This window comes from Streptomyces sp. NPDC086777 (assembly GCF_040702065.1).
In the GTDB taxonomy this organism is placed as follows: domain Bacteria; phylum Actinomycetota; class Actinomycetes; order Streptomycetales; family Streptomycetaceae; genus Streptomyces.
Genome location: NZ_JBFBJI010000029.1, coordinates 17,543 through 36,243, shown reverse-complemented (window position 1 = coordinate 36,243; position 18,701 = coordinate 17,543). Strand labels below are relative to the sequence as shown.

Sequence of the window (18,701 nt, the reverse complement as noted above, 5' to 3'; positions counted from 1 at the left end):
CCGCAGGGCATGGACACGGCCGTTTCCGGGGCTATTCTCGCCCCGTCGAACGGCCGAGCGAGAGAGTGTCATGTCTGACAGACGGTCCGAAGAATCGTCGGGGGACGAGCCGTCGTCCTCCTCCGTGTCCGATGAGGTGTGGGCGCAGTTCCTCAAGGACACCGAACGGGACATCCGCAAGTCCGCCCCCAAGGAGCCGTCCGCCCGGGCCCGTGAGGTGACCGAGCGGCTCAAGGGGCAGCAGGGGCAGCCGGAGGGCTGGCGGACCGGGCCGGCCTGGCAGGAGAGGAACGGGCGGGCCGCCCGGCGCCGCAGGGCCTGGGCGGTCGTCGGCGTCCCGCTGGCGATCGCCGTGGCCGTCGTGGCGATGCGGCCGTCGCTGATCCCTGGCCACCCCTTCGGCTCGTCCGCCGGTACGGACACCACCACCACGCCGCTGCCCGCCGAGACCACCACCCCGACCGCCCCGCCCTCCGCGGTCGCCCCCGACACCCCCACGCTCGCCCACCCGTTCGCCGGTTCCCCGGCGCTGCGCTGGGCCGACGGCGCGGCCGGCATCGTGCTGCCGAAGGCCACCGCGCTCGGTGCGATCCCGAAGGACCGTGTCGAACTCGCCCTCCAGCAGACCAGGAAGCTGCTGGTGGACGCCAACCTGAACCCCGACGTCATAGCCGGCGGCAACCCGTCAGCGGCCCTGTCGGTGCTCGACCCCAAGCAGCCCGACGTGCTCGACAACCTCAAGACCTCGCTGCGCAGCCCCAGCAAGGCCCACGACCCGCTGTTCCTCTTCAGCCGCTTCGACCCGAAGGACGTGAAGGAGGCCGGGAAGGTCGTCAAGGTGCGCGGCCGGATCACCTTCGCGAAGGGCAAGTTCCTGGGCGTGGCCGTGCACGCCGACTACACCTTCGTCTACCCGGTGGTCCGCGCCGACGCCGCCACCGACGGCAACGCCGAGGTCACCCGCACGATCGTGCGCCGCGTCATCGACGCCGAACTCTCCGACCCCACGCGGTACCGGGTCACCCCCGGGCGCCTGACCCTCCTCCGCTTCGACGAGGACGCCGGCAACACGGCGTGCGGCATCAGCGACGGCTATCTGCACCCGCAGTTCCCGTCCCAGGCCCCGACCGGCGGCACCGCCCCGAGCGGCCCGTCCGTCGACCCGTACGACCGCAGCCGCGACATCGGCAAGGAGGAGGCCTGCGGCACGGTCAGCCGGACCTAGTCCGCCCGCGTTGTTCCCACGTTGTTCCCACGTTGTTCCGCAGACGGGCGAAGGCCCCCGCGGGAGACAGGCGAAGGGCCCCGCGGAACGGAGCCGCGGGGCCCTTCTTTCGTCAGCACCGACGTCAGGGCAGCGTCGGTGCCTGGGAGCGGCGCCGGGGGGTTGCGCCGCTGGTCTCTGTGCCCTGTACCGCCGTCCGTGCCCCGGGTCGGCGCCCCGGCGCGCTCGGGGCGTATGGCAGGTCCCGACCTTTGGCGGACGGTCGGTACACGGCAATTCCGGTGCCTGAACTGGGACTTGGGAACTCCGAAGGCTTTACGGGCCTTCTCGCATCGTGCTGGATGTACGCGGCCTCCGCAACCGTTTGACCCAGCCCTTGTGCATTTTTGCAATTTTCCGCCGGTCGGCCCCGGGCGTCCCCGGAGCCGGCCGTCTCATGGGTGACCGGGCTGCTGTCCCCTGCCGTCCGGTCACTTGACTGGAACGAGGTCCCACGGCGCACGGCACGTTCCGTACGCCTCATCGCTCCAGTGAAGCCACGCGTGGTTCTTTCGGGCCCGCCCCTGGCTGACACGGACACCCCACCAACGAGGCGGTCCGCGGGCCGGTCACGCGCCGTACGGGTGAGAAGGTCCCGAACTCAGGTCCGCCCGACTCAGATGCGACCCCGGCACAGTTCCAGGAGCGTCATCGCCAGGGGCGTGCCGGGCCTGCCGAGGGCCGAGCTGTAGTGGCCGAGGATCTCCATCTCGCGGGAGAGGTTCACCCGGCGGCCGCCGGAGGCGATCCGTGCCTCCTGGACGACGGCCGAGACGGCCATCCGTTCCTGGATCAGACCGATGATCCGGTCGTCGAGCGCGTCGATGCGCTCCCGCGCACCGGTGATCACCTCGGCGGCCTCGTGGGTACGGGCACCGGTCACGTCGATCGCGTTCATGGGGGCTCCTCGTCTGTCCTTGCCGGAAGGGGTGCGATGCGGTGAGCCCCGGAGCGACCGGGTCCGGAGAAACGGCAGGCGCCCCGGACCTTGTCGGCCCGGGGCGCCTGGGGAAGTCGCTTGTCAGTTGCTCAAGCAGCACGACCATGGCAGCCGGTGGGCCGGTTGCCATAGGTAAACAGGAAGGTCGTCCGCGTGAGCATGGGGGCGAGTATGCCACAGCACTACGGGGAGGTGCCCCGCGCCCACCCCGTTAGAATCGGTAACCACAGACCCCCGCCCGACCGCCGGAAGGCACCCCGTGTCATCAGCGACTCCCGCTGCCGCCGCTCCCGACACCGTCCTGGTCGTCGACTTCGGCGCGCAGTACGCCCAGCTCATCGCCCGCCGCGTCCGCGAGGCCCGGGTCTACAGCGAGATCGTGCCCAGCACCATGCCGGTCGCCGAGATGCTCGCCAAGAACCCGGCGGCGATCATTCTCTCCGGCGGCCCCTCGTCCGTGTACGAGGAGGGCGCCCCCCGCCTGGACCGCGAGCTCTTCGAGGCCGGCGTCCCGGTCTTCGGCATGTGCTACGGCTTCCAGCTGATGGCGCAGGTCCTCGGCGGCACCGTCGACAACACCGGCGCCCGCGAGTACGGCCGCACCGACCTGCACGTCTCCAAGACGGCCTCCACCCTGTTCGAGGGCACCCCCGCCGAGCAGCACGTGTGGATGTCGCACGGCGACGCCTGCTCCGCCGCCCCCGAGGGCTTCACCGTCAGCGCGGCCACGGACGTCGTCCCGGTCGCCGCCTTCGAGAACGACGAGAAGAAGCTCTACGGCGTCCAGTACCACCCCGAGGTCATGCACTCCACGCACGGCCAGCAGGTCCTGGAGCACTTCCTGTACCGCGGTGCGGGCCTCAAGCCCACCTGGACCACCGGCAACGTCATCGACGAGCAGGTCGCCGCGATCCGCGAGCTGGTCGGCGACAGCCGCGCCATCTGCGGCCTGTCCGGCGGCGTCGACTCCGCGGTGGCCGCGGCCCTCGTCCAGAAGGCCATCGGCTCCCAGCTGACCTGCGTCTACGTCGACCACGGCCTGATGCGCAAGGGCGAGACCGAGCAGGTCGAGAAGGACTTCGTCGCCGCGACCGGCGTCCAGCTGAAGGTCGTCGACGCGGAGGCCCGCTTCCTCGACGCGCTCGCCGGCGTCTCCGACCCGGAGCAGAAGCGGAAGATCATCGGCCGCGAGTTCATCCGGGTCTTCGAGCAGGCCCAGGCGGAGATCATCGCCGACGCCGGCCCGGCCGTGGAGTTCCTGGTCCAGGGCACCCTCTACCCGGACGTCGTGGAGTCCGGCGGCGGCACCGGCACCGCGAACATCAAGTCGCACCACAACGTCGGCGGGCTGCCGGAGGACCTCGAGTTCAAGCTGATCGAGCCGCTCCGCAAGCTGTTCAAGGACGAGGTCCGCATGGTCGGCCAGGAGCTCGGCCTGCCGGACGAGATCGTCCAGCGCCAGCCGTTCCCGGGCCCGGGCCTCGGCATCCGCATCGTCGGCGAGGTCACCAAGGAGCGCCTGGACCTGCTCCGCGAGGCGGACGCGATCGCCCGCGAGGAGCTGACCGCGGCCGGCCTCGACCGCGCCATCTGGCAGTGCCCGGTGGTCCTGCTCGCGGACGTCCGCAGCGTCGGCGTCCAGGGCGACGGCCGCACCTACGGCCACCCGATCGTGCTGCGCCCGGTCTCCTCCGAGGACGCCATGACGGCCGACTGGTCCCGCCTGCCGTACGAGGTCCTCGCGAAGATCTCCACCCGGATCACCAACGAGGTCCGTGACGTCAACCGGGTCGTCCTCGACGTCACCTCCAAGCCGCCGGGCACCATCGAGTGGGAGTAGGCCTGGTGAAGAGGTGGCACGGCTCCGGCTGTGCCACCTCTTCGTCATGTGCGGCAAGGGTCACGCGGCTGTCGATTCCCGACATCTTCTGTCGCGATCTGCTCGCGCGCGTCATCTTTACAGAACAGCTCTGTTTTCCTGCGCTGACCGGCGGTAACTTCCGGCCGTAACACAAACCCAGTGCTGGAGGACCTATGCACGGGCCGACCCCGCCCCTTCCGCTGCCCACCGACCAGCTCCAGTTCGCGATGCCGCCGATGTACGACTCGCTCGACGACGAGCGCCGGCATCGCAAGGAGCGGCTCGCCGGAGCGCTGCGGATCTTCGGCCGGGCCGGACTGGAGGACGGTGTGTCCGGGCACATCACCGCCCGCGACCCCGAGTACTCGAACTGCTTCTGGGTCAACCCCTTCGGCATGCCGTTCAAGCACGTCACCGTCGGCGACCTGGTCCTGGCGAACGAGGACGGCCAGGTGATCGAGGGCCGCTACCACGTCAACCAGGCCGCCTTCACCGTCCACGCCCAGGTGCACGCGGCCCGCCCGGACGTCGTCGCCGTCGCCCACTGCCACTCCGTGCACGGCCGCGCCCTGTCCGCCCTCGGCGACCTGCTCGACCCGATCAGCCAGGAGAGCTGCGCCTTCTACGAGGACCACGCCCTCTACGACGCCTACACCGGCGTCGCCGTCGACGCCGAGGAGGGCCGCCGGATCGCCACCGCCCTCGGCTCCCGCAAGGCGCTGGTGCTGCGCAACCACGGGCTGCTGACCGTCGGCGACTCGGTGGACGCGGCGGCCTGGTGGTTCCTGTCGATGGAGAAGTCCGCGCAGGTCCAGCTGACCGCCAAGGCGGCCGGCCGGCCGCTGCTCATCGACCACAAGCTCGCCGTCGCCACCCGGGAACAGCTCGGCGGCGACCTGGTGGCCTGGATCAACTACCAGCCCCTGTGGCAGGACATCAGCCGCAGCGAACCGGACCTGCTCAGCTAGGCGCTGCGCTGGAAGCGCCGTGATCTGCCGTCTGTCGTCTTTCGTCTGTCGTCTGCGGTGCCATCGTGGCTGGTCGCGCAGTTCCTCCCCCAACCTTCGGCCGGGGGTACCCTCAGCGCCCCTTGCGGGGCCTGGTGTGGCCGCCTGCTCAGAAGCTCCGCAGCACGGCCGCCTTCGTCGCGGCGAACTCCTCGTCCGTGAGGACGCCGTCGCGGTGCAGGTCGCCCAGCTCCCGGAGTCTGCGCAGCAGGACGTCGTGGTGGTCGGCCGACTGGCGCGGCACCGATACCGGGGGGCGGTCCTCCGTGCCCGGGCGGGTGGACGGATGCGGCAGCCGGGCCGTGACCGCCGCCGCCACCAGTGCCGTCAGCAGGTCGCGGCGGACACTGCCCCACAGGTCCAGGGCGTACGGGTCGCGCTCGGCCGGCAGTTTCGAGAACACCGTGTCCCGGGTCACGAACCGCAGGAAGCCGCCCTCGTACCCGGAGTTGGGCAGCCACTCCACCTGCACCAGATCGCCGACGCCGATGATCCGGGGCCCGGTGGCCCGCTTGACCCGGTCGGAGGTGTCGGCCCAGTCGATGCGCACCTGCGTACCGTCGAACGACACCGTGCCGTCCGAGGACCGCACCGACACCGGCACCGGCGGCCCCGGCAGCAGATAGGCCCGCGCGGGCTCCTTCGGGACCTGGTCCAGCAGCAGCGACCGCCGGATCTCCGCCACGACGTACTCGGCCACCCCCGACCGGTCCCCGTCCACCGCCAGCCGATACGGATCCGCCGCCTGCGGCAACCGGCCGCCCGTCGCCTGCAGCAACGGGTCCGCACCCTGGCGCAGCCGCATCCTCAGCAGCCCCCGCCTGCGCTCCGGCTCGTACACCACCCCCGCCACGGCCTCCAGGGGTACGGCGATCTCCCCGTAGGTCTGCCGGAACAGCGGCACGGACCGGTGCCGCCCCGGCGTGATCCGGACCGTGCTGCCGTCGAAGGCCCAGGTCCCGTCCCGCTGGATGATCTCGGCCATGGGGAAATTCTCGCAGCCGGGTCAACACATCTGCCGTATCTTCACCCGTCGTGACCGGCCCACTGAACGCGAACCGCGTGGCGTAGGGCACAATTCGCTCTCGACACAAGGGAGTTGCATGACGCCGTCCGGCCCCGGGGAGGGCCCTGCGCGTCGTGCCCCGGGCGTGGGGAAGGCAGGCGTCGGGCGTGGCGGTGCAGGAGGCGAGGCAGGGCGCCGGTTCGGGCGCCCACGGCGGCGGCTGCGCGTGCGGGGACTGCCCGCACGGGGCACGCGAGGGACACCGACGGGCGGTCGCCGAATTCCTCCTCAAACGGGAGGAGTTCGCTGCCGGGCAGGGACTGCCCGCGGCGGTGGCCCACTCGGCCTCCGCCTCCCGGCAGTGGGTCTCCGAGGAACTTGCCCAGTCCGCCGGGGTGGTGGCCGAACGCGGCCGCGCCGAAGGCGAGGCCTGGCTCGCCCGCCTGTGGCTGCGCACCGCGTGCACCGTCTGGGCCGCCGTCGTGATCACACTCCTCGCCCAGGCCCTCACCGCCATCGGTGCGGGCTGGACCAGCGCCCGCACCGCCGGACTGCTCGCCGCCCTGCTCGTGGCCCTCGCCCTCACCGCCGCCTCCTGGTTCCACCGCTCGCGCGGCGGGGCGCTCGCCCCCGTCATCGGCGAGGACAACCGCATGTCCACCTCCCGCGCCGTCGCCGCCTCCTGGGTCCTCTTCGTCGCCTACGCGGTCCTCGTCCTGGCCGGCCGGCTGGCCGCCGCCTCCTCTCCCGCCGAGCGGGACGCCCTCATCTCCGGCCTCGACCTCGCCCGCGGTGCCGGGGCGGTCACCGTCCTCGCCGTGGTCTGCGGCATCGCCGTCCTGGTGCGCCGGGTGGTCGGCCTGCGTATCGCCGGCCAGCGTCTGCAGAAGGTGCGTGCCCACCGCCCCCGCGCCGCCGACCTGCTCACCGACGACTCCGGCCGCGGCACCTTCGCCGACATCCAGTACGTCGTCATCAGCGCCGTCTCCCTGGTCTTCGCCGCGGTACGGCTCGCCCGCCGCCCCGACCAGCTCCCCGACCTGCCCTGGGGGCTCGCGACGGTGGTCCTGATCTCCGCCGCGACCTACCTGGCCGGCAAGTACGCCGAGGGCGGTCGCCCGGTGATCCTCTCCGTCGTCCGCGCCCGCGAGGCCGGTGACCTGGACGCCCCGATCCGTACGGGCGACGACATCGAGATCCGCGGCACCGGCTTCGTCCCGCCCGGCGCCCAGGGCGCCGACCGTCTCTCCCGCATGGTGGTCCGCATCGGCCCCGTCAACGTCCACGTCCCCCTGGTCCCCGTCACCGGCGGTTTCAGCAACCCCACGGACCACGTCCTCACCGTCCCCGTCCCGGCCGACGTGGAGCCCGGATCCGTCGAGGTCCAGGTGGTGACGGCGGCCGGAGTGGCGACCAACCGCTGCGTGGTCGACGTGACGGAGTGAGCCGGCCGGGTGCCGGAAGGGCGGAGCGGCCCGGCCAGACCCACCCCTGGCCCTTCTTGCCCACCTTTCTCCACCCTCCCGGGTGCGTCGGTCCGGCCGAAATTCGGAAAAACGTCCGGGAGAGGATTGAGACGGTCGTCGTTGTCGTACGTATGGTCTGTTGAGGGGCCCGGGTACAGCGGCGAGAGGCGGCTACTGGCGATGACTCACAGCATTCGTTCGGACACGCACACTCCCTATCTCGACGGTGACCGCGGCCTGCGGGACACCGCCACCCGGTACGCCCTCCTTCCCCTGCGGATCTTCCTGGGCGTCACCTTCATCTACGCCGGTCTGGACAAACTGACCGACAGCGCCTTCCTCAAATCCGGTGGCTCCGGATCGATCGGCGACACCATGCGCGCCGTCCGCGACTCCGCCGCGATCCCGGCCCTGGTCGACCTGGCCCTGAAGAACCCCGTCGGCTTCGGCACCGCGATCGCCTTCGGTGAGCTCGCCGTCGGCCTCGGCACGCTCTTCGGCCTGCTGGCCCGGCTGGCCGCGCTCGGCGGCGCACTGATCTCGCTCAGCCTCTGGCTGACCATCAGCTGGGCCAACTCCCCGTACTACTACGGCAACGACCTTGCCTACCTGATGGCCTGGCTGCCCCTGGTGCTCGCCGGTGCCCCCTACCTCTCCCTGGACGCGATGCTCCGCGCCCGCCGCCGACACCGCTCGGCACGGGCTTCGCTGGGCCTCTGACCGGTTCCGGCGTCTACCTCTCCGGGGTGGTGCCACGGCGCCTGCGTATCGCCCGGGTCAGCGCCGCGGCCACCCCCGCGAGGAAGAGGCCGGCCATCGTCACGGGGATGACGGCGAACCACTCGGTGTCCCACCAGCCGCCCACGTCACCGGCGTAGGCGACCCCCGCCGCCGTCAGGAAGACACCGACGACCAGCCGTCCGGGCTGGAACTCATGCCGCAGCACGGGTCACCTCCACCTGTCCCGCGCCGACCTGGAGATCCAGGTCGAGTGTCCCCGCGTTCCTCGCGCCGCTCGCGGGCGGCAACGTCACGTCCTTGTGCCTGCCCGGCTCCACGTCCACGTCCTTCTTGTCCTCACCGGGCAACCGGATGTCACCCACCCCCACGTCGATGCTCATGCGCAGCGTCACGTCCGCCGGCACGACGATCTTCAGCTGCCCCGCGCCCACCTCGGCGGAGGTCGACACCGTCCGCCCGCGGGCGACCCGTATGTGCGTCAGGTCCAGCGTGGCCACGCCCGTCCCGAGGTCGTACGCCGGCGCCACCTCCGCCGCGGTGACGGGTGTCCAGGCCGTCCGGGTCCAGTGGGTGCTGATGTTCGACGGCAGGGCCGTCGCGGCCGCCAGCAGGGCCGCCGTGAGCAGGGCCAGGAACAGCGAGCCGGCGCCTGTGCGGCCGAGGAACGAGCTGAGCGCCGTCCCCAGCCCGAACACGATCAGCGCGCAGGCCAGACCGGCCTGGAGGCTGGTGCCCAAGGGGTGCGTGTCCCACGTCAGCCCCGTGCCCAGGCCGCCCGCCACCAGCGCGAACAGGAAGATCCAGCCGCCGATCCAGCGCGGCCCGCGCGGCTTCGGTGGCGGGCTCGGCCGGGTCCGGAGGTCCTGGCCGTGGACCCACGGCGTGCTCAGCCGGAAGTCGAGCCCCGGCACCTGCGGGCCCGGAACGTCCGCCGGTCCCCAGAGGTAGCCGGTGCCCCCCACATGCGTGCCGTCCTTGACGATCGGGTCCCGCCACCACGAGGGGTAGGAGATCGGGACCGGCGGTGCCTGGGCCTCCGGCGGGGCGTCGGCGACGGCCTGCGCGGACAACGGGTCGGGGTCGGGGGCGCCGCGCCGCCGCGACCAGTAGCCGGCGCCGGCCAGCAGCAGGGAGAGGACGACGGCGAACGCCAGCACCTGGCCGTTCCTGATCATCGTCAGCAGCACTCCGCAGCCGACCAGCGCGAACAGCACGGCCGCCAGGGCCTGCCCGTCGACCCGGCCGGTCAGCAGCTTGCGGACCTCGTTCTCCTCGTCGTCCTCGTACGGCACGAAGAGCCAGGCGAAGCCGTAGAAGAGGAGACCGATGCCGCCGGTCGCGGCCAGCACGGCCAGGGTGATGCGGAAGATCACCGGGTCCAGGTCGGTGTGGCGGCCGAGCCCCGCGCACACGCCCGCGATCATCTTGTGCCGCCGGTCGCGCCGGAACCGCGGCGAAGCCGCGTCGGCGGCCTCCGGGCCGGTGCGGGGCGCGCCGGCTCCCGTCGCGGCCGTCTCCGCCGCGGCGGGCGCGGCATCCGACGGCCCGGTGCCCGCTGCGGGCCGCGGGCCGGGGCCGGGTCCCGGACCCGTCGCGGCGTGCTCGTGATCAGTCATGAGTCAATGGTGACGGCCGTGCGGCCGCGACGGCAGTCGGGATGACCCTGGCCGAACCCTGAGATCTGCCCCGAGGCCGGACCGGGAGGCGTTCGAACGGCCGGACGCGAGGGTTCCCACGGGGAAATCCGAAGATCAGGGGAGTCTCGGGGGTCGACCCTGATGCTCCACCATCGCGGGCGTGTGACCATCGATGGCATGCCGGAAGCCGCAGCAGCGCCCCTCGACGACCCGCGGCCGCCGCGCAGGCTCTACCGCAGCAGCGACGGCCGCTGGCTCGGCGGAGTGGCGCGGGGTCTCGCCGGGCATCTCGGGCTGCCTGTCGTGTGGGTGCGGCTCGTCTTCGTCGGCCTGTTCATGGCCAACGGCCTCGGCGCGCTGCTGTACGCCGCGTTCTGGTTCTTCGTGCCGCTCGGCGTCGGCGGGGTCGGCGGACAGAGGCCGCCGTCCCTGGTCGCCACCGAGACCTCGGCGGACGGCCGCCGCAGACTCGTCGCCCGCAAACCGGACCGGGGCCAGATCGTCGCCCTGCTCCTCATGGTCGTCGTGTCCATCGTGTTCGTGAGCAGCGTCAACCTGACCCGCGGGGCCAAGGCCTATCTCCTTCCCGCGGTCCTGGTCGCCGCCGGTGTCGCCCTGGTCTGGCGCCAGGCCGACAACGCCCGCCGGGCCCGCTGGGTCGAGGTCGGCAGCCGGCGCCGCACGCTCAGCCTGCTGCGCGCGGGCGTCGGTGTCCTGCTCGTCACCGCGGGCGTCTCGGGCGTCTTCGTCATGCAGGGCTCCGCCGCGCACATCGGCGCGGTGCTCCAGGCGGCCCTCGCCGTGCTCGTCGGCATCACGCTGCTCGCCGGCCCGTACCTGGTCCGGATGACCCAGGACCTCTCCGAGGAGCGGCTGATGCGCATCCGCGCCCAGGAGCGTGCCGAGGTCGCCGCCCATGTCCACGACTCCGTGCTGCACACCCTCACCCTGATCCAGCGCAACGCGGAGAACGCCGGCGAGGTGCGCCGTCTCGCCCGTGCCCAGGAGCGCGACCTGCGCACCTGGCTCTACAAGCCCGAGGGCACCGGCAAGGACGAGGCCGACGAACCCACCACCCTCGCCGACGCCGTCCGGCGCAACGCGGCGGAGGTGGAGGACAAGCACGGAGTCCCCATCGAGGTCGTCGTGGTCGGGGACTGCCCGCTCGACGAGCGGACGGGCGCGCAGATGCAGGCCGCACGCGAGGCGATGGTCAACGCGGCCAAGTACGGTGGCGAGGGCGGCGCCGTCCAGGTCTACGCCGAAGCCGAAGGAAGGACGGTCTTCGTGTCCGTCCGCGACCGCGGTCCCGGCTTCGACCTCGACTCGATACCCGCCGACCGCATGGGTGTCAGAGAATCGGTCATCGGCCGCATGGAACGCCACGGCGGTACCGCACGACTGCGGTCCGTGCCGGGCGGCGGCACGGAGGTCGAGCTGGAGATGGAGAGGGCGGAGAAGACGTCATGAGCGACGCGACCGAGGCGAACGGCCCGGCGGAAGGCGCGGAGAAGGCCGGACGTCGGGTGCGTGTGGTCCTCGTCGACGACCACCGGATGTTCCGGACGGGCGTCCAGGCCGAGATCGGCAGGACCGAGCAGACCGGCGTCGAGGTGGTCGGCGAGGCGGCCGACGTCGACCAGGCGGTCTCGGTGATCACCGCGACCCGGCCCGAGGTGGTCCTCCTGGACGTGCACCTGCCGGGCGGCGGCGGGGTCGAAGTGCTGCGCCGGTGCGCCCCGTTGTCGGCGGACGCCGAGCGGCCGGTGCGTTTCCTCGCGCTGTCCGTGTCGGACGCGGCCGAGGACGTGATCGGCGTGATCCGGGGCGGCGCCCGGGGCTACGTCACCAAGACGATCACCGGCACCGACCTGGTCGACTCGATCTTCCGGGTCCAGGACGGCGACGCCGTCTTCTCGCCGCGGCTCGCCGGGTTCGTCCTGGACGCCTTCGCCTCCACCGACGCCCCGCCGGTCGACGAGGACCTCGACCGCCTCACCCAGCGCGAGCGCGAGGTCCTGCGCCTCATCGCCCGCGGCTACGCCTACAAGGAGATCGCCAAGCAGCTGTTCATCTCCGTGAAGACGGTCGAGTCCCACGTGTCGGCGGTGCTGCGGAAACTGCAGCTGTCGAACCGGCACGAGCTGACCCGCTGGGCGACGGCACGCCGCCTGGTCTGAGGGCCGTGCCCGGCCGGCCCACCGGTACGCCGGTCCGTGGCCGCCCGGTCCGCCGTGGCCGGCCGCTCAGTCAGACGACCCGTGTCGCGCCCGCGAACGGCATCTCGTCGATCGGGGCGATCCGTACCGGCGCCGAGGGGTTGGGCGCGTGGATCATCTGGCCGTTGCCGATGTAGATGCCGACGTGACTGATGCCCGAGTAGAAGAACACCAGGTCGCCCGGCTGGAGTTCGGAGCGGGAGACGCGGCGGCCGGCGTTGATCTGGGCGTAGGTGGTGCGGGGGATGGAGACACCGGCGGAGCGGTAGGCGGCCTGGGCGAGTCCCGAGCAGTCGAAGGCGTCGGGGCCGGTCGCGCCCCACACATAGGGGCTGCCGAGCTTCGAGTAGGCGTAGGCGACGGCGGCCGCGGCGCGCGAGTCGGTGGCGGCGACGCCGCCGGCGGTCAGCGGGGCGCGGGCGTCCGCCGCGGAGCGTGAGGCGCGCCCGGTGCCGTCGTCCGCGGTGACCGCCGACCGCTGCTGCGGTGACAGCCGGTCCAGCAGCTGTCGCGCCTCGTCGAGTTTGCCGTCGACGGCGGTCTTCTCCCGCTGCAGCTCGGCCTGCCGGGACCGCAGTGCCGTCAGCTCGACATGTGCGGTGCCCCTCAACTGCTCGATGTCCCGCACCTGTTGCCGTACCCGTGTCACCGCACCGGCCTGCCGGTCGCCGGCCCGCTCGGCGATGGCCGCGTTGTCCAGGTACTGGTCGGGATCGCTGGACAGCGCCAGCTGCCAGGCCGGGTCGATGCCGCCGTCGCGGTACTGCGCGGCCGCCACGAGACCGAGCGCGTCCCGGGCGGAGTTGAGCTTCTGCTGCGCGCGGGCGGTCTCTTCCTGCAGCGACTTCAGCCGCCGCTGGGCCGTGTCGGCCTTCTCCTTCGCCCCGTCGTACTTCTGGGTGGCCTCCTCGGCCTCCTGGTACAGCTGGTCCACCTTGGCCTTCACCTGGGCCGGTGTCAGTTGCGGCTCGGCGTTTCCGGTCCCTTCGAAGGCCGTCGCGGTGGCCGCGCCCGCCAGGGCGAGGGTGACGGCCGTGCGGGCCGTGCTGCCGCCGAGCGAGCGCTGTCGGGGCTTGCGGTGCGCTGCCACCTGGACTGTCCCGTCCTTTCGTACGACCGCCGTCTCGTCCGTAGGGCACGCCAGGGGGAGCGTCCGTACGGCCGCGGGGGAGTGCGGATTGCGCGTCCGGCGGCGGCCCGCACAGGGGGAACGGGCCGCCGCCGGATCTTCTCGGCGGTGGTGTCCGACTGCCGCCCCTGGTCCGGGCGGCGGTGGGGAGTCGGTCACCTGGGGGAGGACGCTAGGCCCGGGTGTGTCGGCCTGGTAACGCGATGCGCGGTATTGGCGTGACCGGATCGTTACCCGACGGTATGTGACCGGGATTGCGGTCCGGAGTCGTCGGCTTCTCAGGGCGGGATGACCGAAGCGACGGTTCCGGGGCCGATGGGGGACGCGGGGTGCTATGGCGTGCATATATGCGGGGCCGCGGGTGCCGGGGGAGGGGCCGGTGACCGGTGCCCCGTACGGGCCTGATTAGGCTCCGGGGCCATGGACGTACTCATCCATCTCTTCGTCGGCCTGCACATCATCGGCATCGCCGCGCTCCTCGGCGGCTTCCTCACCCAGATGAAGGCGATGGGCCAGGGCACGGCCCGGTTCGTCCCCGGGATGCTGCACGGCGCGTTCACCATGCTCGCGACCGGCGTGATCCTGGTCGGCCTCAACGAGGCCGGCGACCACCACGTCGACACGATCAAGATCGGCGTGAAGCTCGCCCTGCTGATCGTGATCCTCGGGCTCGTCTACGTGAAACGGGACGAGGAGAAGGTCGAGAAGGGCGCCTTCGGCCTGGTGGGCCTGCTCACGGTGGTGAACATCTTCATCGCCGTCCTGTGGACCTGATCCCCGGCACCCTCAGCGGGCCTTCCCGGGGGCGGCACGGGTGCCCGCCGCAGCACCGGCCGCCACCGCCGGCCAGGCCACGACAGTGACCCACACCAGCACCCGCCCCGGCCACGTCGGCCACGCGCCGCCGACCGCGGCCGCGACCGACAGCGTCGCCGACGCCGTCATCCCGATCGGGAACACCGTCGCCCAGCGGCGCACGTCGTAACGGAGCCGGGGCCACGCCACCTCCGCGGCCGGGCCGAGGTACCGGCGGGGCACGCGCGCGTGCGGACCGAAAACCGTGCCCGGCCGCGCGAACCGCGCGGTCGCGGTGGACGGGAGCACCAGGGGGCGCAGGCGGGAGGCCGGGGCCGTGCGGCGGCGGGTGGGCCCCGTGGCGCGTGCGGGCCGGCGGAGGGAAGCGGGTGGGGGCGCCCCGGAGCTGACGGGCGCCCCCGCGGGGTCAGGCCGGGCGCACCACGCTGTGGATGATCGACTCGCCGCCGTAGTAGATCGACTCCTCCCGGACGTAGGCGCCGGGCTTCGGGGCGTGGATCATCATGCCGTTGCCGATGTAGACCCCGACGTGGCTGACGTCGTCGTAGAAGAAGACCAGGTCGCCGGGCCGGGCGTCGGCGAGGGGGACGGTGGTGCCGGCGTTCACCTGGTCGTAGGTGGTGCGGGGCAGCGAGACGCCCGCGGCCTTCCAGGCGGCCTGGGAGAGCCCGGAGCAGTCGTAGGAGCCGGGGCCGGTGGCGCCCCAGACGTACGGCTTGCCGATCTGCGCGCGGGCGAAGGCGATCGCCTTGGCGGCCTTCGTGGCATAGGCGGAGTCCGACCCGGAGCCCGCCCCGCTGCCGGAGCCGGAGCCGGAGCCGGAGCCGGAAGCCGAGCCGCCCGACGCCGAGGACGACGACGCCTCCCGGTCGGCCGCGGCGGCCTGCTGCTTCGCCAGCTCCGCCGCCCTGCGGTCCGCCGCCTCCTGCTGCCGCTTCTCGATCGCCGCCAGCCGGGCCTTCTCCGCGGCCGTCAGCTGCGACAGCAGCTCCCGCGCGGAGGCCAGCTTCGTCTGCACGGTGGCCTTGGCGGTCTTGAGGTCGTCCTGCGTCTCGGTGAGCGACTCGAGGCTGTGGGTGGCCTCCTGCCGCTTCTTCATGGTCGCGGACTGCTGGGTGACGTAGTCGTCGACCGCGCCCTTCTGGCGCGAGGTCAGGCGGCTCATCAGCTGGTCCTGGTCGAAGTAGCCCTGGGGGCTGTCCGCGAGCAGGAAGGTCGCCGTGTCGGGAACGCTCGCCCCGGTCCGGTACTGGGCCGCGGCGAACGAACCCAGTTCCTCACGCGCCCTGTTGAGCCGTTCGGTGCGCCTGGCGACGTCGTCGAGCAGGGTGTCGACCTGCTTGCGCTGCCTGCCGGTCCGCTCCTTGGCCGCGTTGTACTTCTCGGTCGCCGACTCCGCCTGCCGGTAGAGGGCGTCGACCTTCTTCTCGACCTCCTCCAGGCTCGGCTTGCCGTCGTCGGACGGCGCGGCCTCGGCCGACTGGGAGAACAGCGCCATCGAGGTGAGGGCCGCGGTGGCCAGCGCGGGGGTGCGTATGCCCGCCGCGCGCGCTCCTGACGGCCGGGACTTGCGGTGCGACGCCAACGGGGGCGACTCCTTCCGGTGTTCCGCCTACCGAGTTAGCTGTCGGGTTCGGGCGGGTGGTTCGGAAGGGTTGCCCTACGGTCCGTTCCCCGGAGGGACGTCGGGACCGATTCACCCCGGGATCGGTGTGGGTCCCCGGCTCCGGATGCGCGGTGCGCCCCGGACTCGGCGGAGGCCGTGCGGCCCGGCGACGTTCGCCGGTGGGGGTCGTGCGGCCCGCCCGGCACGCTAGCCAACTCGTGTGGTCCCTGTGAAGTTTGATGTGCGATATGCCCGATACATTTTCGTGACCTAGGCGTTGTGCTCTGTTCAGTTGGGAGATCCGTGACGTTATGGGCGACTTGTTCCGGCGGATCCAAAGGTCCTGCCGCGAGCGATTCAGGGGTTCGGTGCGGGCGCCGGCGGCTGCGGGACGCGCGTCGACCTGCCGTGACGGAGGGGATCCGTTCGGTCACCCGGGCGAGTTCTCGGGGCGGCAGCCGGTTGTCGGTGGGGCGCCCTAGACTCGGAGAGCGATGAGCAGCCTCTTTGACGACAGCTTCCTGGCGAGCCTCCAGGCCCCCCGCGGCCACGACGAGGAACCTCCGCCGCCGCCCGAGGACGAGCACGCTCCGGAGTCGGTTCCGGACGATCTGTTCGGCGGGAAGTTCGACGTGCCCCCGGACCGGGACGCCTACTACCGCGACGGCGCCGCCCGCCCGGCCCCGGACCCGGCCGCGCTCCTGGAGGGGCTGAACGACAACCAGCGGGCGGCCGTCGTGCATGCCGGCTCCCCGCTGCTCATCGTGGCCGGCGCCGGTTCCGGCAAGACGCGCGTGCTCACGCACCGCATCGCGCACCTGCTCGGCGCCCGCCAGGTGCACCCGGGCCAGATCCTCGCGATCACCTTCACCAACAAGGCCGCGGGCGAGATGAAGGAGCGGGTCGAGCACCTCGTCGGCCCGCGCGCGAACGCGATGTGGGTGATGACCTTCCACAGCGCCTGCGTGCGGATCCTGCGCCGGGAGAGCAAGAAGCTCGGCTTCACCTCCTCCTTCTCGATCTACGACGCCGCCGACTCCAAGCGCCTGATGGCCCTGGTCTGCCGGGACCTGGACCTCGACCCCAAGCGGTTCCCGCCGAAGTCGTTCAGCGCCCAGGTCAGCAACCTGAAGAACGAACTGGTCGACGAGGAGGACTTCGCCGCCCGGGCGAGCGACGGCTTCGAGAAGACCCTCGCCCAGGCCTACGCCCTGTACCAGTCGCGGCTGCGCGAGGCGAACGCCCTCGACTTCGACGACCTGATCATGACGACGGTCAACCTGCTGCGCGCCTTCCCGGACGTCGCCGAGCACTACCGCCGCCGCTTCCGGCACGTCCTGGTCGACGAGTACCAGGACACCAACCACGCCCAGTACGCCCTCGTGCGCGAGCTGGTCGGCACCGGCGTCCGCGCCGACGGCAGCGACACCCCGCCCGGCGAGCACGACCTGCCCCCCGCCGAGCTCTGTGTCGTCGGTGACGCCGACCAGTCGATCTACGCCTTCCGGGGCGCGACGATCCGCAACATCCTCCAGTTCGAGGAGGACTACCCGAACGCGACGACGATCCTCCTGGAGCAGAACTACCGCTCCACGCAGACGATCCTCTCCGCCGCCAACGCGGTCATCGAGCGCAACGAGTCCCGCCGTCCGAAGAACCTGTGGACCAACGCGGGCGCGGGCGCGCAGATCACCGGTTACGTCGCCGACACCGAGCACGACGAGGCGCAGTTCGTCGCCGAGGAGATAGACCGGCTGACCGACGCGGGCGAGGCGAAGGCCGGCGACGTCGCCGTCTTCTACCGCACCAACGCGCAGTCCCGTGTCTTCGAGGAGATCTTCATCCGCGTCGGCCTGCCCTACAAGGTGGTCGGCGGCGTCCGCTTCTACGAGCGCAAGGAGGTCCGGGACGTCCTCGCGTACCTGCGGGTGCTGGCCAACCCGGAGGACTCCGTACCGCTCCGGCGGATCCTCAACGTCCCCAAGCGCGGCATCGGCGACCGCGCGGAGGCGATGATCGACGCCCTCGCCCAGCGCGAGAAGATCAGCTTCCCGCAGGCGCTCAGGCGGGTCGACGAGGCGTACGGCATGGCCGCGCGGTCGACGAACGCGGTCAAGCGGTTCAACACGCTGATGGAGGACCTCCGTACGGTCGTGGAGTCCGGCGCCGGACCCGCCACGGTCCTGGAGGCGATCTACGAACGCACCGGATACCTGGCCGAGCTGCAGAACTCCACGGACCCGCAGGACGAGACCCGCATCGAGAACCTCCAGGAACTCGCCTCTGTGGCCCTGGAGTTCGAGCAGGAGTCCGGCGAGGGCGAGCAGCAGGCCGGGCTCGCCGACTTCCTGGAGCGGGTGGCCCTGGTCGCCGACTCCGACCAGATCCCCGACGAGGACGAGAACGGCGACGGCGTCATCACCCTGATGACCCTGCACACCGCCAAGGGCCTCGAGTTCCCGGTGGTGTTCCTGACCGGCATGGAGGACGGCGTCTTCCCGCACATGCGTGCCCTCGGCCAGACCAAGGAACTGGAGGAGGAACGGCGGCTCGCCTACGTCGGCATCACCCGCGCGCGGGAGCGGCTGTACCTCACGCGGTCGTCCATGCGCAGCGCCTGGGGCCAGCCGTCGTACAACCCGCCGTCGCGCTTCCTGGAGGAGATCCCGGGCGGGTATCTGGAGTGGAAGCGGACCGGGGCGATGGCGCCGGTCTCCTCCGGGCCCGCCGCGGGCGTGGCGGCCTCGCTCTCCTCGACCCGCTCGCGCTCCTCGGCGTCGGGCGCGTCCGGCTTCGCCACCCGGCGGACCTCGGAGAAGCCGGTGGTCTCGCTGGTGGTCGGCGACCGCGTCACCCACGACCAGTTCGGCCTGGGCACGGTCGTCGCGGTGAAGGGCACGGGCGGCAACGCGGAGGCGACCATCGACTTCGGTGACGCCAAGCCGAAGCGGCTGCTGCTGCGGTACGCGCCGGTGGAGAAGCTGTAGCACCGGGGCCCCGCTGCAGCGG

The 18,701-nt window shown here is 72.1% G+C and carries 15 protein-coding genes, 1 pseudogene and 1 riboswitch; of the genes and pseudogenes, 9 read left to right on the top strand and 7 right to left on the bottom strand.

What is annotated here, in order from left to right:
* Positions 1-70 precede the first annotated feature (70 nt).
* Positions 71-1,225, top strand: coding sequence for a hypothetical protein (locus tag AB0472_RS32915; RefSeq protein ID WP_366361876.1), 1,155 nt, complete (start codon positions 71-73; stop codon positions 1,223-1,225).
* A gap of 655 nt (positions 1,226-1,880) precedes the next feature.
* Here the strand turns inward: AB0472_RS32915 and AB0472_RS32910 are convergent.
* Entirely contained in the window at positions 1,881-2,162 is a 282-nt protein-coding gene (locus AB0472_RS32910) for a chorismate mutase (RefSeq protein WP_366361874.1), read from the bottom strand.
* 301 nt (positions 2,163-2,463) lie between these two features.
* Between AB0472_RS32910 and guaA the strand changes: the two genes are divergently transcribed.
* Complete coding sequence (gene guaA, locus AB0472_RS32905; RefSeq protein ID WP_366361872.1) at positions 2,464-4,044, top strand: glutamine-hydrolyzing GMP synthase; 1,581 nt, start codon at positions 2,464-2,466, stop codon at positions 4,042-4,044.
* A 194-nt stretch (positions 4,045-4,238) separates the two neighbouring features.
* A complete protein-coding gene (locus AB0472_RS32900; RefSeq protein WP_366361870.1) occupies positions 4,239-5,033 on the top strand; it encodes a class II aldolase/adducin family protein in 795 nt (264 codons plus the stop codon).
* A 148-nt stretch (positions 5,034-5,181) separates the two neighbouring features.
* Here AB0472_RS32900 and AB0472_RS32895 read toward each other — a convergent pair whose 3' ends face one another.
* Positions 5,182-6,057 carry a DUF4429 domain-containing protein gene (locus AB0472_RS32895; protein ID WP_366361869.1) on the bottom strand — a complete coding sequence of 292 codons (876 nt, stop codon included), beginning with the start codon at positions 6,055-6,057 and terminating at the stop codon, positions 5,182-5,184.
* Between the two features lie 188 nt (positions 6,058-6,245).
* Between AB0472_RS32895 and AB0472_RS32890 the strand changes: the two genes are divergently transcribed.
* Both AB0472_RS32890 and AB0472_RS32885 read left to right on the top strand, forming a co-directional pair.
* Positions 6,246-7,523 (top strand): hypothetical protein, encoded by a 1,278-nt coding sequence (locus AB0472_RS32890; RefSeq protein ID WP_366361867.1) that lies wholly within the window; start codon positions 6,246-6,248, stop codon positions 7,521-7,523.
* Positions 7,524-7,724: 201 nt separating this feature from the next.
* On the top strand, positions 7,725-8,264 hold the full coding sequence (locus AB0472_RS32885) for a TQO small subunit DoxD (protein WP_366361865.1): 540 nt from the start codon (positions 7,725-7,727) through the stop codon (positions 8,262-8,264).
* 13 nt (positions 8,265-8,277) lie between these two features.
* Here the strand turns inward: AB0472_RS32885 and AB0472_RS32880 are convergent, their stop codons facing one another.
* The gene (locus AB0472_RS32880; RefSeq protein WP_366361863.1) at positions 8,278-8,490 is read right to left on the bottom strand and encodes a hypothetical protein; all 213 of its coding nucleotides are present in this window, start codon (positions 8,488-8,490) and stop codon (positions 8,278-8,280) included.
* Entirely contained in the window at positions 8,477-9,901 is a 1,425-nt protein-coding gene (locus AB0472_RS32875) for a PspC domain-containing protein (protein ID WP_366361861.1), read from the bottom strand. The genes AB0472_RS32880 and AB0472_RS32875 overlap by 14 nt, the downstream gene beginning before the upstream one ends.
* Positions 9,902-10,099: 198 nt before the next feature.
* Between AB0472_RS32875 and AB0472_RS32870 the strand changes: the two genes are divergently transcribed.
* Together AB0472_RS32870 and AB0472_RS32865 are read left to right on the top strand one after the other, a co-directional pair.
* Positions 10,100-11,392: a PspC domain-containing protein gene (locus tag AB0472_RS32870; protein ID WP_366361859.1), complete on the top strand. Its 1,293-nt coding sequence runs from the start codon at positions 10,100-10,102 to the stop codon at positions 11,390-11,392.
* On the top strand, positions 11,389-12,102 hold the full coding sequence (locus AB0472_RS32865; RefSeq protein WP_366361857.1) for a response regulator transcription factor: 714 nt from the start codon (positions 11,389-11,391) through the stop codon (positions 12,100-12,102). Before AB0472_RS32870 ends, AB0472_RS32865 begins: the two co-directional genes overlap by 4 nt.
* 70 nt (positions 12,103-12,172) lie before the next feature.
* On the opposite strand, the gene AB0472_RS32860 is transcribed toward AB0472_RS32865, so the two are convergent.
* A complete protein-coding gene (locus AB0472_RS32860) occupies positions 12,173-13,231 on the bottom strand; it encodes an NlpC/P60 family protein (RefSeq protein ID WP_366361855.1) in 1,059 nt (352 codons plus the stop codon).
* A gap of 459 nt (positions 13,232-13,690) precedes the next feature.
* Between AB0472_RS32860 and AB0472_RS32855 the strand changes: the two genes are divergently transcribed.
* Positions 13,691-14,044 (top strand): hypothetical protein, encoded by a 354-nt coding sequence (locus AB0472_RS32855; RefSeq protein ID WP_366361853.1) that lies wholly within the window; start codon positions 13,691-13,693, stop codon positions 14,042-14,044.
* Here the strand turns inward: AB0472_RS32855 and AB0472_RS32850 are convergent.
* Positions 14,022-14,284, bottom strand: a pseudogene (locus AB0472_RS32850) (hypothetical protein); the annotation flags it as partial. The gene AB0472_RS32855 and the pseudogene AB0472_RS32850 overlap by 23 nt on opposite strands.
* 208 nt (positions 14,285-14,492) lie before the next feature.
* Positions 14,493-15,671 carry an NlpC/P60 family protein gene (locus tag AB0472_RS32845; RefSeq protein ID WP_366361852.1) on the bottom strand — a complete coding sequence of 393 codons (1,179 nt, stop codon included), beginning with the start codon at positions 15,669-15,671 and terminating at the stop codon, positions 14,493-14,495.
* Between the two features lie 7 nt (positions 15,672-15,678).
* Positions 15,679-15,852: riboswitch (cyclic di-AMP (ydaO/yuaA leader) on the bottom strand.
* 334 nt (positions 15,853-16,186) lie between these two features.
* Here AB0472_RS32845 and pcrA point away from each other — a divergent pair.
* Complete coding sequence (pcrA, locus tag AB0472_RS32840) at positions 16,187-18,679, top strand: DNA helicase PcrA (RefSeq protein WP_366361850.1); 2,493 nt, start codon at positions 16,187-16,189, stop codon at positions 18,677-18,679.
* The last annotated feature ends 22 nt before the right edge of the window (positions 18,680-18,701 follow it).